We start from the raw sequence: 13762 nt of genomic DNA, 5'->3' as shown, positions 1-13762 counted from the left end.
GAGCACTTAGATAGGAAAAGTGCTCCCTCTTTATAAAAGGGTAAATATGAAAAGCCTATGTTAAATTATCCCATAACAGCTGTTACATGAACGGATTTTCCAACCATGTTGCTGTCGAATGGAATTGTATTTCCGGAAACTTCTTTGCCATCTACAATGAGCTTAGCAATGCCTTTTTCTACATGTTCCGGATTTAATACTTCAATATGATAATCAATTCCGCGGAAAGTACGAGCTACTTCAAAGCCCTTTAAGTTCTTTGGAATACAAGGGTCAATCATCAGTCCGTCATAGTCAGGACGAATACCTAAAATAAACTGAGAAACATTTAAAAATGTCCATGCAGCAGTACCGGTTAACCAGCTATTCTTTGCTTCACCAAAGTTTGGTGCATCTTTTCCGGCAATCATCTGAGAGTATACATAAGGCTCAGTGCGGTGAACCTCACTGATTTCTTCCAGATAAGCAGGACAGGTTCTGGTGTATACCTGCCAAGCACGGTCACCACGTCCAATCACAGTTTCAGCAATAGAAATCCATGGATTGTTGTGGCAGAAGATACCTGCATTTTCCTTATATCCACCTGGATAAGAGGTGATTTCTCCAAGCTCTACATGGTATTTTGTATAGCATGGCTGTAACAATACGATACCGTATTTTGTATCCAGATATTTTTCTACAGATTCCATAGACTTCTGGCAAAGTCCCTGGTCTTTACCGATTTCAGCCATAACACAGAAGCCCTGAGGCTCAATGAAGATTTTACCTTCTTCACAGTCTTTAGAACCTACTTTATCGCCATGTGCATCATAAGCACGCATGAACCATTCGCCATCCCAGCCGGCTTCAATAACAGCTTTTTCCATAGCTGCAATTGCTTTTTCGGCTTCCACAGCTTCTTCTTCCAGTCCGCGATGACGGCAGATTGTAACGTAATCTTTACCATAGCGAACAAACATACCTGCAATGAAAATAGACTCTGCGACAGGTCCTTCGGAAGGACCGAAGGTCTGGAAGGATTCACCCGGTTCTTCCGAGAAACAGTTCAGGTTCAAACAATCGTTCCAGTCTGCACGACCAATCAATGGAAGTTTATGTGACCCAAGATGTGTAACGGTATATAAGAAGGAACGGCGCAGATGTTCCATAAAGTCAGTTGCTTTAGAATCATCATTGTCATAAGGAGTACGTTCATCTAAGATAGTGTAGTCTCCGGTTTCCTTGATATAAGTAGCAGTTGCTGCAATAAGCCACAGTGGGTCATCATTAAATCCACTTCCGATATCAGCATTTCCCTTTTTGGTTAATGGCTGATACTGGTGATATGCGCTACCGTCTTCAAACTGAGTTGCAGCAATATCAAGGATTCTTTCTCTTGCACGGTCCGGAATCAGATGTACGAAACCAAGTAAGTCCTGACAGGAATCACGGAATCCCATACCACGGCCAATACCGGATTCAAAGTAAGAAGCAGAACGGGACATATTAAAGGTAACCATACACTGATACTGGTGCCAGATATTTACCATGCGGTCAAGCTTCTTTTCTTCAGAAGAAACACTGAAATGAGAAAGTAAATTTTCCCAATAAGAAGCTAATTCCGCTAAAGCAGCATCTGCCTTTTCAACCGTATTGAATTTTTCTAATAATGCTAATGCAGGTGCACGGTTAATCTGGTTTAATCCCACCCATTTTTCTTCCGGTTTGTTTTCTACATAGCCAAGAACGAAAATCAAGTCTCTGGATTCTCCCGGCTGTAAAGTAATCTTTAAATGGTGAGAACCAACAGGAGCCCAGCCACTTGCAACAGAGTCACCGGATTTTCCGTTTACAACTACGGCAGGTGCAGAGTTTTCGCCATAAGCACCAAGGAAGGTATCACGATCGGTATCGAATCCGTCAATCGGAGCATTTACCGCAAAAACAGCGTAATGATTTCTACGTTCTCTGTATTCTGTCTTATGATAGATTTCAGAACCGTGAACTTCTACTTCGCCGGTACTAAAGTTACGCTGGAAGTTTGTCATATCGTCCATAGCATTCCATAAGCAAAATTCTACATAAGAGAATAAATCAATTTCTTTTAAGCCTTTGGACATATTTGTAAGAGTCAGTTTGTTTACTTCACAAGAAGCTCCAACCGGAACAAAGTCTGTTAATACAGCGGAAAGTCCGTTTTTGCTTGCTTCAAAAACAGAATATCCAAGGCCATGGCGACAGCAGTATGTATCAAGTTCTGTCTTGCTAGGCATCCAACCTGGATTCCAAATGGTATCGCCATCCTTAATATAGTAGTAATGTCCATTGCTGTCATAAGGTACATTGTTGTAACGATATCTGGTTAAACGAAGAAGCTTTGCATCCTTATAGAAACTGTAACCACCACAAGTATTGGAAACTAAAGAGAAGAAACTTTCGCTTCCAAGGTAGTTAATCCATGGCAATGGTGTCTTTGGGGAAGTGATGACATATTCTTTTCTGGTATCATCAAAGTATCCGAATTTCATAATAAAATCCTCCATATATTATTTTATATATTGTTAATAATGTTCCGAATATCATAATTGTTGCAAAAATTCTAATTATTGCGAAAACGATTAAGCAAATTGGATTTATGGTTTGAGTATAGGGCATAAAAAATGAAAAATCAATGAGAAACCGCTGAAAAATGGTAAAATCAGCGGTTTAAACAAAAAAGCCGGGAGAATCTATACAAAATGCTTAAAGGGAGGAAAAGAAGCATAGTTTTCGGTTGTATTTAATATAAGGAAGAGATGTAAAATGGTAGTTGTAAAAGTGCACAAAAACAAATAGAAATAAATGTGAAAAGTGTGGAAAAAGTAAAAAAACAGTTGATTTTTTACCAAAATGAGCATATAGTAAAAGTACGAAAACGATTAAGTAATTCGTTTGGATGAAATAAAGGAGAGTACGCTATGGTTTCGTTAAAAGATATAGCTCAGAAATGCGGAGTGTCAGCAGCAACAGTAAGTAAGGCACTGAACAACCAAAAAGATATTGGAGAAGAGACAAAAGCAAGAATTAAGAAAGTGGCAAAAGAAATGGGATATTTACCTAATTCAGCAGCCAGAGCTTTAAAGACAAAACGTTCTTACAATATTGGAGTACTGTTTCAGGATGATGCCAGAAGCGGTTTGACACATGAGTATTTTTCCGGAGTGTTGGATGGAATTATGGTGGAAGCAGAGAGTCAGGGATATGACATCACCTTTATCAATACTCATTCAGAAAAACGACAGATGTCGTATTTAGAACATAGTCGTTATCGTAATTTTGACGGAGTGGTTATTGTATGCGTGGATTTTAATAATCCTGGGGTGCAGCAATTGATGAATAATAATCGAATACCGGTAGTTACTATTGATTACCTTCATCAGAATTGCACAGCAGTAAGTTCAAATAATGTAAATGGGATGGAAGAACTGGTACGCTATATATACGGAAAGGGACATCGGAAAATTGCTTATATTCATGGGCAGGATTATTCCTTTGTTACCAAGGAACGTTTAGCAAGTTTCTATCGAATGATGGAAGAACTTCAAATAGAAGTACCGGAGGCGTATGTGCGAGAAGCCAATTATTTGGAAACAAAGGCAACCGCGGAACATACGAAAAAATTATTAGAATTAAAAGAAAGACCGACTTGTATTATCTATCCGGATGACACATCTTTGATTGGCGGATTAAATGTAATCAACAGCAGGGGATTACGAATACCGGAGGATATCTCAGTAGCAGGGTATGACGGAACAAAGATTTCGCAGATGTTACGGCCAAGACTTACAACGATTCATCAGAATACAGCGAAGATTGGAAAAGAAGCTGCGGATCACCTGATCGCCCAGATTGAAAAACCGAAAACGGCTCTTATAGAAAGAGTTGTTATAGATGGAGAACTTCTTATAGGAGAATCTGTAGGAGAAGTACCCAAACAATAATATTTTTCATTATTATCTTAAGGAGGAGGATTTACAATGAAAAAGAAAGTGGTAAGTGCATTATTATGTATCAGTATGGTAGCAACTATGCTGGTAGGTTGTGGCTCAAACAACAGCAAAAACACAAACACAAACAATACAAAGAAGGAGGAGAGTACAGGCGGTGACACCAGTAGTAGCGACGAAGGAAAAGTCTTAAACATTTACTGCTGGAACGAAGAATTTAAGTCTCGTATTAAAGATCATTATCCAAGTTATGAAGAAGTGGATGCAACCACCGGAAAAATCGGTGATGTTACTGTAAAATGGAACATTACACCAAACGATGACAATGCATATCAGAATAATTTGGATGCAACATTATTAAAACAAAAAGATGCAGCAGCAGACGATAAGATTGATATCTTCTTAGTAGAAGCTGACTATGCATTAAAATATGTTGACACTGATTATACAATGCCAGTAAAAGATCTTGGACTTACAGATGCAGATTTGGCAAATCAGTATCAGTATACAAAAGATATTGTTACCGATTCTAACGGAGTATTAAAAGGTGTTTCATGGCAGGGCTGCCCAGGTGCATTATTCTATAACCGTGAAGCAGCAAAAGAAGTTTTCGGAACAGATGATCCTGCACAGGTTCAGGAACATGTAAAAGATTGGACTGCTTTTGATGAAACAGCAAAAGCAATGAAAGAAAAAGGATATTCCGTTATGTCTTCTGTAAATGACAGCTATCGTGTATATTCTAACAATGTAACTTCTAAATGGGTAGAAGATGACAAAATCAACATTGATGATAATATCATGAAATGGGTAGATGATTCTAAGAAGTTAGTAGATGCAGGTGAAACAGGAACTTATGAACTGTGGAGCGATGACTGGAAGAAAGGTTTCTATCCAGAAGGAAAAGTATTCTGCTACTTTGGACCTGCTTGGCTTGTAAACTTCAGTATGGCTGCTGATACCGAAGGAAGTATCGGATATGAAGGCGGCTGGGGTGCTACCGAAGGACCACAGGGTTTCTTCTGGGGCGGAACATGGATTTGTGCAGCAGAAGGAACAGATAATGCAAGTCTTGTAAAAGATATTATGTATCAGATGACATGCAAAGAAGATGTTATGACTGAAATCGTAAAAGACGATGATGACTTCGTAAACAACAAACCTGCAATGGAAAATATGGCAGCTGATACCAGCTACTCCAGCAAAGTTTTAGGTGGACAGAACCCACTTAGCATCTATTGTGCAGGTGTTGAAACCCTCGACTTAAGCAACCTTTCTGCATATGACCAGGGATGTAACGAAGAATTCCAGAACGCAATGAAGAATTACTTCGAAGGAAATGCAACAAAGGAAGAGGCATTGGATCAGTTCTACAAAGCAGTAGTAGAGAAGTATCCAAACTTGTCTTACTAAGAGCTTGAAGTCAATCTTATGGCAAAAGGTAAAATAAAGTAAACAGTAATGCAAGAGAAACCATGCCTGTCAGGCAAGTAGAGAGGCAGGCATGGCTTTTTCTATCAATGGAGAGTTCCGAGAACGGAAGTTTTTTCCAGCAACGGGTACAGTGCTGACAGCAGCTCTGCCGAACCTGGTGTGAAGATATGCTGTGAACACTGTACCAAAAGCCAAAGGAAAAGGAGGTTTAAGATATGAAGAAGAATGCGAAAGCAGTCAGATATAATAAGTGGGGTTATATCTTTTTGATTCCATTTATGGTAGTCTTTGTAGTATTTCAGTTGATACCATTGGTTACAACGATTTACAACAGTTTTTTTGAAAATTATATGACAGGCTTGCTTCAGGTAGGTCCGAATTTTGTAGGTTTAGAAAATTATAAAAAGTTATTTGAAGGCGGAGATGTTTGGATATATGCGAAAAATACCATGATTATGTGGATTATGTGTTTTATTCCACAGATTTTCTTATCCTTGTTATTGGGAGCATGGTTTTCGGATGTACAATTAAAATTAAGGGGTTCCAGATTCTTTAAAACAGTTATGTATTTGCCAAACCTGATTATGGCATCTGCATTTGCAATGTTATTCTTTACATTGTTTTCCGATAATGGTCCAATCAACTCTATGTTGATGCAGATTGGATTCATTGATACCCCGTATAAATTCCTTTCTAATGCAGGAAGTGCCAGAGGATTAATCGCACTTATGAACTGCCTGATGTGGTTCGGTAATACCACCATCCTGTTAATGGCAGGTATGATGGGAATTGATACATCACTGTTCGAGGCAGCAGAAGTGGATGGAGCAACATCTACACAGGTATTCTTTAAGATTACCTTACCGTTACTTCGCCCAATTCTGGTATATGTAATGATTACATCCTTACTGGGTGGCTTACAGTTATTTGATGTTCCACAGATTTTGACAAACGGAACCGGTGATCCAATGCGTTCTACTATGACCCTGATTATGTTCCTGAATAAACATTTGTACAGCAAGAACTATGGTATGGCAGGTGCATTATCTGTAATTCTGTTTATTATCAGTGCAATCTTAAGTTTCTTAGTATTTAAGGTAACTGGTAATGATAAGAGAAGGGGGTAATTATTATGGAAAATCAAAAGAAACAAAAAGGCATGAGTATTCATGCAAGAAGACTGATTGCCTATATTGTCCTTATTGTTGTTTCATTCTTCTGTTTGTTCTGGTTTTATGTGTTATTCATCAATGCCACCAGATCCAATGGAGAATTACAAAAAGGATTTACACTTATTCCAAGCTCACATTTGCTGACAAACTGGAAGAACTTAGTAAACGGTACATTGCCAATATGGTCCGGTATGCTTAACAGTATTATCGTGTCATCCTGTAGTGCAGTATTGTGTGTATACTTTTCAACTATGACGGCATATGCAATTCACGCATATGAGTTTAAACTGAAAAAGTACATTTATCCATTTATTTTAATGATTATGATGATTCCAACACAGGTAACAGCTCTTGGATTCGTTAAGTTGGTATCTAATATGGGATTAGAAGATTCCTTGATTCCACTTATTGTACCAACCATTGCTTCCCCGGTAGTATTCTTCTATATTAAGCAGTACATGGAAAGTTCTCTTCCACTGTCATTGATAGAAGCTGCCCGTATTGACGGAGCAGGAGAGTTCCATACCTTCAATGCCATTGTATTGCCGTTAATGAAACCGGCAATTGCAGTACAGGCAATATTTACATTTGTAAGTAGCTGGAACAATTACTTTACACCTGCATTGATTTTACATGATGATAAGAAGAAAACACTTCCAATTCTGATTGCACAGTTGCGTGCAGCAGACTGGTTGAAGTTTGACATGGGTCAGGTATATGTAATGATTGCATTCTCAATCTTCCCTGTTATCATCGTATACTTAATCTTGTCAAAGCATATCGTTCAAGGTGTTGCTTTAGGAAGTGTAAAGGGATAAAAATAGAATCAGAATTAATAGCGTAGCAGTTTTGAGCTGTTACGCTATTTTTTTAGTCATAGATGACACCACGATAATTTGAGGAACTTGCAAAGCGTGTTTCTCATAGTTGTGAATAGCCGGAAGAAGCCCAAAATACGGTTTAGATAGTTTCGCTAACTGAAAAAAACAAGGAAAAAGTTTCGTAAGAAATACACAAAAATTTGTGTTTTCAATGCGAAAGCATAAAAAATATATGAAAAGTGTACAAAAATACAATCAGATAAAATGAGAATTTTATTGAAAATAAGGGAAAACGTTTACGCAAATTCAAATTGACCGTAGTTTGTAATATGCCATATAATCATCTTATCAAAAGCAAAAGCGCGCAATTGCTGGTGATGTCAGAATGAAAAAGGAGGAAGGAATTTATGAGGAAAATAGTTCAAAAGATGTCAATGCTATTGTCAATGATAGTGATGATGATGGTAGTATTTCAAATGCCAGTAAAGGCTGCACCAGCAGAGGATATGACAATTATTTATACACAGGTTCCGCAGGATTGGAAAGAACCTTGTATCTGGGCATGGGATGAGGATGGAAATAATGCCTTTGAAGCGTGGCCGGGTGAAACAATGAAAGCAGATAGTAGTAATGAAGGTTGGTATTATGCTTGGGTTCCAAGTTGGGCTAACCATGTAATTATTAATGGTAATGAGGGAAATATCCAAACAGAGGAACAGATATTGGAAGGTAAAAATACATGGATTACAGTTGCCTCAGAAAAAGAAGTAGCAATTTCCTATGAGCAGCAGACCACAGGCGAGATACCAGAATATGTGGAAACTTTTACAGTACATGCAAAAGTAGCGGATAGTTGGAAAGAACCAAATCTGTGGGCATGGTCAGCACCGGACGGAACCAATGTATATGATGCATGGCCGGGTGAACCTATGACAGAGGGAGAAGACGGTTGGTATGACATGGAAGTTCCAACTTGGGTGAATTCTTTGATTGTAAATGCTAACAATGGAGAAGTTCAGACGGAAGATTTGTCTGTGGATGCAGCAGAAATCTGGATTACTGTTGAAGAAAACGGCAGTTTTGATTTTACCTATGATAATCCAGAACAAAAAGAAATTGGAACTATTAAGGTAAGAGTTATGGCTCCGACAGATTGGAAGGAACCAAATCTGTGGGCATGGTCAGCACCGGATGGAACAAATGTGTTTAGTACATGGCCGGGTGAACCATTAGAAGAGGACAAAAACGGTTGGCTAAAAAAAGAAATTCCGGGTTGGGTGAATTCACTGATTGTAAATGGAAACGATGGAAGTGTTCAGACCTCAGATATTTCCATTGAAACGGGAAAAGATGTGTGGTTAGTTGTAAAAGGTCCGGAAGAGGCAGAAGTGTATTATGAAGAACCACAGGTAGAACAGCAAAAAGCAGAAACAAAGGTTGAAAATAAGAAAAATGACGAGACCACAGAAAAGAAAAATGATATGACAATAGTTTGGATTATTGTTGCTGTGGCGGCTGTAGCCGTGGTAGTTACAGGCATAGTAATCGTAAAGAAAAAGAAAGAAAATTAGTTAAAACCGGGAATTAATCAGATGCGAGGAGGAACAAAGATGAAGAAAATGCTTGCAGTATTGCTGTGTGTAGGAATGACAGTGGGGATGCTTAGTGGATGCGGAAAAAGTGGTAAGCAGGAGAAAAAGGATGATGTAACAACAATTACTATTTGGCATGATAAAGAAGATGCCGTGGCAGAAGCACTTCAGGAAGAATTGGAAAAATTAGAACCGGAAGTACATGTAGTGCTGGAGAAAAAGAGTGATTTGACAGAGGCATTAAAGGTAGTTGGAAATGACCCAAAGGCTGCACCGGATATGTACTTTTTTGCTCACGATAAAATTGGTGTTTATGCGGAAATGGGAATCCTCGCACCAATTACAGACATTATTCCAAAAGAAGAATTGAATGACTATATGGATATGACACTGGAAGCGGCAACCTATAAGGGAGATATTTATCAACTTCCAATCTATTACGAAACATTGTTGTTTATGTACAATCGTCTTTATATGACAGATGAAGAGGTACCAAAAACCACAGAAGAACTATACGCTTATATGAAAGAAAACACGCAGGGGGGACATTATGGATTTGTAGAACAGCATAGCACCCCATATTATGCAGCGGGATGGATATACGGATTCGGTGGTTATCTTATTAATGCAGATGGAGAGCCGGGGCTGGATTGTGATGAAACTATACAGGCATTGAAATATCATAAGAAGTTTGTTGACCTGATGCCGGGAGAGACAGAGTATGCTACAGTGAATACCTTATTCAATGAAGGGAAGGCACATGCAACTATTGCAGGACCGTGGCTGATTCCTACTGTAAAAGAAAGTGGTATGGATGTGGGAGTAGCAGCAATGCCGATAATTGATGAAACAGGTAATCCAATTTCACCATATACAGGAGTTCAGGGAATTCAGGTATTAAAATATGCAGCAGAGAATAAGAGTGAGGCAGTAGAAAAAGTGCTGCGACAATTAATGGAACCGGATATTGGAGTGAAACTGGCCCAGGCAAGTGGATGTGCACCGGCAAATGAGAAATGCTATGAGATGGAAGAGGTCACCAGTGATGACGTAGTAATGGCAATGAAAGAAACCGCAGAAAATGCAGTACCTATGCCAAATATACCAGAGATGGATGTAATGTGGACAGTAACGGGAAATCTTTTAACGGATGTAAATATGAGTGGTAAGGATATTAACGAAAGTGCCAAAAAGGCGCAAAAGGAAGCGGAACAGCTTATTGAAAATATGAAATAGACTGGAAGGTGACGGAACTTTGAATAACAGAAAAAAGAAATGGTCAGAGGTAGTATTTTCCTACCTCTGGTCAGCGCCATCCTTGATATTGATTTTATTAATTGTTATTTTTCCGATTTTATATACAGGTTATATTTCTTTAACTAATATGAATGTATATCATTGGAATAATTACGAAATCATTGGATTGGAAAACTATAAAGATGCATTGTTGGTATTTGATAATGGATTTTTAACTGCACTACTTTTAACGGTATTGTGGACAATTATTAATATGATATTACAGCTGGTAATTGCCTTTTTAGTGGCAAGTTTATTAAATTTAAAAGGCTTAAGACTTCGAAACATTTATCGAACACTTTTGATTTTTCCATGGGCGATGCCAGGATATGTATCCATATTGTTATGGAAGACAGGAATGTTTAATTCTCAATTTGGATTATTAAATCAATGGCTGGAGAAGTTTGGAATCCAACCGGTAAGATGGTTAGGAGGAAATGTTTCTGCATTTCTAAGCTGTACCGTAGTAAATCTTTGGCTTGCACTGCCATTTATGATTACGATTATAGATGGAGCACTTCAAAGTGTAGACAAAAGTTATTACGAAAGTGCATTGTTAGATGGTGCAAGCTGGTTGAAAAGAACATTCTATATCACTATACCATTGATTAAACCAATTATTGCGCCATCTGTAGTAATTACAACCTTTACTACATTTAAGCAGTTTGATGTTATTTATTTGTTGACACAGCAGGTAGGAGCTAAGACCGGTGCAGATATCCATACAATTCTGACCTATGCCTATGAAAAAGCATTTATTACCAATAATTATGGATATAGCTCTGCAATTTCAATTATTATTTTTGTAATATTGATTGCTTTTTCTGTGATAACCAATATAAAGCCAAAGGAGGAACGACAATGAGAAGGGCATCAAAGAAAAAGAGAAGAGAAAAAATAGGGCTTTTGACAGCAAATGTAGGTCTGATAGTGCTTTGTTTTATTGTATTAGTTCCGATTTTGTATGCAGTATCAGTTTCTTTAAATGCTGAAAATAGCCTTTTGAGTTCAGACTTTTCTTTTATTCCGAAAAAATTTACATTGGATAATTATCGTGCAGTGTTTATGGATGAACCGGTACTTCATTGGCTGAAAAATAGTTTGATTCTTGCTATTATAACGGTGTTTATTTCTCTTGGAACTGGTATACCGGCAGCGTATGTTTTTTCCAGAAAAAATTTTCCTGGAAGAAAAATCATATTGCAGTTATTAATTTTGTTATATGCATTCCCATCCTTGTTGTCTATGACGGCATTGTATCGTTTGCTAACCCCTATGGGACTGCTAAATACCAGAGCAGGTCTGGTAATCGTATATACTGGAACAATGGCTGTATTTGCACTTTGGAATATGAAGGGATATTTTGATACCATTCCGGTAGAAATTGAGGAAGCAGCACGCATTGATGGTGCTTCTAATATACAGTTGGTAACGAGAATTGTATTGCCTCTTGCAAAACCAACAATAGCAGTAACTGCTATGATGGTATTGATTTATGTGTGGAATGAATACATTTTTGCAATAAACTTTATGACCGGAAGCGATACTTATACCTTGGCAGCAGGACTTTATTCCTTACAGGCAACAGAAATGAGCGGAAGTTGGCCAATTTTTGCAGCAGCCTCTATGGTAGTATCAATTCCTATTCTTTTAATATTTTTTGCACTTCAAAAGAACATGCAGACGGGTCTTACATCTGGTGGTGTAAAGGGCTGAGAAAGAAAGGTGAGGATGTGAGAAAATGAATAAAAGTGCAGTATTACATATACCAATGTCTCAAGATGCATTTGGAACGGACGAGGAACATGTGACAATTCGTTTGAGAGTGGGAAAAAATGATTTAAAACGCTGTATATTGTATTATGGCGATAGAGCATGCAGATTGACACCTGTAATTTTTACAGAAGTAGCAATGCAAGTAGTGGCGCAGAGTGAGTTGTTTGATTATTATGAGGTACAGTTGGAAAAACCGTATAAGAGATTATGTTACTATTTTAGATTGGAAGACGAAAAAGAGACAATTCTTTATTATGGTGATGAATTTCATACAGAAAATGTAGATGACCGTTCAGAGTACTATCAGTTGCCGTTTAATCACCGGGCAGATATTGTAAGCCCTCCAGAGTGGGCAAAAGATACTATTATTTATAATATTTTTCCGGATAGTTTTGCAACTGGAAAAAATTATATTAGCCAACAAAGTGTGGAAAAAGAGTTCGAGGGAAGAAAAATTCGTGGAAAGCTTGGTGGAACGATTCAGGGCATTACAGAAAATGTAGCATATTTAGAAGAACTTGGGGTCAATGCCATTTATATTAATCCAATTTTTGTGGCGGGAGAATATCACAAATATGATTTGCTGGATTATTTTCATATAGATCCATGTTTTGGAACAAATGAAGAATTTAAAAATATGGTAAATGTATTTCATAATCATGGAATACGGGTTATTATAGATGGGGTATTTAATCACTGTGGATGGTATTTTAAAGCCTTTGAAGATGTGGTAGAAAAAGGAGAAAATTCAAAATACAAAGACTGGTTTTATCACTTAGAATATCCGGTAGTGCGTCCACAGAACCCGGAAACGTACCCTAATTATGAGTGTTTTGGATATGAACGTATGATGCCCAAATTAAATACGCAGAATCCTGAAGTGGAAAACTATTTTTGTAAGGTATGCAGATACTGGTTAGAAGAGTTTAACATTGATGGATGGCGTTTAGATGTGGCAAGTGAGGTAAATGACCATTTTTGGAGAGCCTTTGCACAGACCGCAAAGTCGGTGAAAAAAGATGCTATCTTAATAGGTGAAGTTTGGGAAACCGCATCTCATTGGCTAGATGGAACTATATTTGATTCTACTATGAATTATGATTTTCGGAAACACTGTAGAAGATTTTTTGGAAACGCTTCTATTGATGCAGCCCAGTTTGATGGAAGAATTACCAATATGCGTATGCGTTACAGAAGTCAGACGGTATATGCGCAGTTGAATTTATTGGATAGTCATGATGTGAGTCGTTTCCTTTCACTTTGTGGTGGAGACAGGGAACGTTATCAATTAGCAGTCCTTTTTCAAATGACTTTTCCGGGAATGCCATCGGTATTTTACGGAGATGAACAGGGAATAGAAGGAATTTTGGAAGAAGAGTATCGACATCCTATGAAGTGGAAAGAGAGAGATGCGTTATTTTCCTTTTTCAAAACTGCAATTTCCCTTAGAAGAAGTGAAAAAGTGTTGCGGCAGGGAAGCTATCGGACTGTTCTTGCAGAGAAAGGAAGCAGGCTTTATGTGTATGAACGAGAACAGGAAGGAGAAAAGATTCGCATTTTCCTAAATATGGAAGAAGAAAAACAGGATATCTCACAGTGGTGTTTAGGAGGAGAGATTCTGTGGCAAAAAGGGAAAAAACAAGAGTGGTTAATGCCAAAAGGATTTTTAATAGAACGAAACGGATAGGAAGTAACTAACGTGAAAA

10 protein-coding genes are annotated in these 13762 nt (G+C 37.9%); 9 read left to right on the top strand and 1 reads right to left on the bottom strand.

Features of this window, described 5'->3' with window-relative positions; translation table 11 throughout:
• Positions 1-65 precede the first annotated feature (65 nt).
• Positions 66-2507 (bottom strand): GH36-type glycosyl hydrolase domain-containing protein, encoded by a 2442-nt coding sequence (locus KQI83_RS08265; RefSeq protein ID WP_216556540.1) that lies wholly within the window; start codon positions 2505-2507, stop codon positions 66-68.
• 429 nt (positions 2508-2936) lie between these two features.
• Between KQI83_RS08265 and KQI83_RS08260 the strand changes: the two genes are divergently transcribed.
• From KQI83_RS08260 to KQI83_RS08220, 9 genes are all read left to right on the top strand, one after another.
• On the top strand, positions 2937-3959 hold the full coding sequence (locus KQI83_RS08260; protein ID WP_216556538.1) for a LacI family DNA-binding transcriptional regulator: 1023 nt from the start codon (positions 2937-2939) through the stop codon (positions 3957-3959).
• 36 nt (positions 3960-3995) lie between these two features.
• On the top strand, positions 3996-5378 hold the full coding sequence (locus tag KQI83_RS08255; protein ID WP_216556536.1) for an ABC transporter substrate-binding protein: 1383 nt from the start codon (positions 3996-3998) through the stop codon (positions 5376-5378).
• A gap of 236 nt (positions 5379-5614) precedes the next feature.
• Positions 5615-6526, top strand: a complete 912-nt coding sequence (locus KQI83_RS08250; RefSeq protein ID WP_216556534.1) for a carbohydrate ABC transporter permease — start codon at positions 5615-5617, stop codon at positions 6524-6526.
• Between the two features lie 5 nt (positions 6527-6531).
• Entirely contained in the window at positions 6532-7389 is an 858-nt protein-coding gene (locus KQI83_RS08245) for a carbohydrate ABC transporter permease (RefSeq protein WP_216556532.1), read from the top strand.
• Between the two features lie 410 nt (positions 7390-7799).
• Positions 7800-8963: a starch-binding protein gene (locus KQI83_RS08240; RefSeq protein ID WP_216556530.1), complete on the top strand. Its 1164-nt coding sequence runs from the start codon at positions 7800-7802 to the stop codon at positions 8961-8963.
• 39 nt (positions 8964-9002) lie between these two features.
• On the top strand, positions 9003-10220 hold the full coding sequence (locus KQI83_RS08235; RefSeq protein WP_216556528.1) for an extracellular solute-binding protein: 1218 nt from the start codon (positions 9003-9005) through the stop codon (positions 10218-10220).
• A gap of 19 nt (positions 10221-10239) precedes the next feature.
• Positions 10240-11145 (top strand): carbohydrate ABC transporter permease, encoded by a 906-nt coding sequence (locus KQI83_RS08230; protein ID WP_216556526.1) that lies wholly within the window; start codon positions 10240-10242, stop codon positions 11143-11145.
• A complete protein-coding gene (locus KQI83_RS08225; protein WP_216556523.1) occupies positions 11142-11996 on the top strand; it encodes a sugar ABC transporter permease in 855 nt (284 codons plus the stop codon). Before KQI83_RS08230 ends, KQI83_RS08225 begins: the two co-directional genes overlap by 4 nt.
• 25 nt (positions 11997-12021) lie before the next feature.
• Entirely contained in the window at positions 12022-13743 is a 1722-nt protein-coding gene (locus tag KQI83_RS08220) for a glycoside hydrolase family 13 protein (RefSeq protein ID WP_216556520.1), read from the top strand.
• Positions 13744-13762 lie beyond the last annotated feature (19 nt).

Source organism: Roseburia sp. MSJ-14 (assembly GCF_018918225.1).
GTDB lineage: Bacteria > Bacillota > Clostridia > Lachnospirales > Lachnospiraceae > Petralouisia.
This window is presented reverse-complemented; position numbering and strand designations above follow the sequence as displayed.

What these genes read in the sequence shown, in the direction of transcription:
- KQI83_RS08265 (WP_216556540.1), bottom strand. Translation starts at nt 2,507, where the DNA reads ATGAAATTCGGATACTTTGATGATACCAGAAAAGAATATGTCATCACT.
- KQI83_RS08260 (WP_216556538.1), top strand. Translation starts at nt 2,937, where the DNA reads ATGGTTTCGTTAAAAGATATAGCTCAGAAATGCGGAGTGTCAGCAGCA.
- KQI83_RS08255 (WP_216556536.1), top strand. Translation starts at nt 3,996, where the DNA reads ATGAAAAAGAAAGTGGTAAGTGCATTATTATGTATCAGTATGGTAGCA.
- KQI83_RS08250 (WP_216556534.1), top strand. Translation starts at nt 5,615, where the DNA reads ATGAAGAAGAATGCGAAAGCAGTCAGATATAATAAGTGGGGTTATATC.
- KQI83_RS08245 (WP_216556532.1), top strand. Translation starts at nt 6,532, where the DNA reads ATGGAAAATCAAAAGAAACAAAAAGGCATGAGTATTCATGCAAGAAGA.
- KQI83_RS08240 (WP_216556530.1), top strand. Translation starts at nt 7,800, where the DNA reads ATGAGGAAAATAGTTCAAAAGATGTCAATGCTATTGTCAATGATAGTG.
- KQI83_RS08235 (WP_216556528.1), top strand. Translation starts at nt 9,003, where the DNA reads ATGAAGAAAATGCTTGCAGTATTGCTGTGTGTAGGAATGACAGTGGGG.
- KQI83_RS08225 (WP_216556523.1), top strand. Translation starts at nt 11,142, where the DNA reads ATGAGAAGGGCATCAAAGAAAAAGAGAAGAGAAAAAATAGGGCTTTTG.
- KQI83_RS08220 (WP_216556520.1), top strand. Translation starts at nt 12,022, where the DNA reads ATGAATAAAAGTGCAGTATTACATATACCAATGTCTCAAGATGCATTT.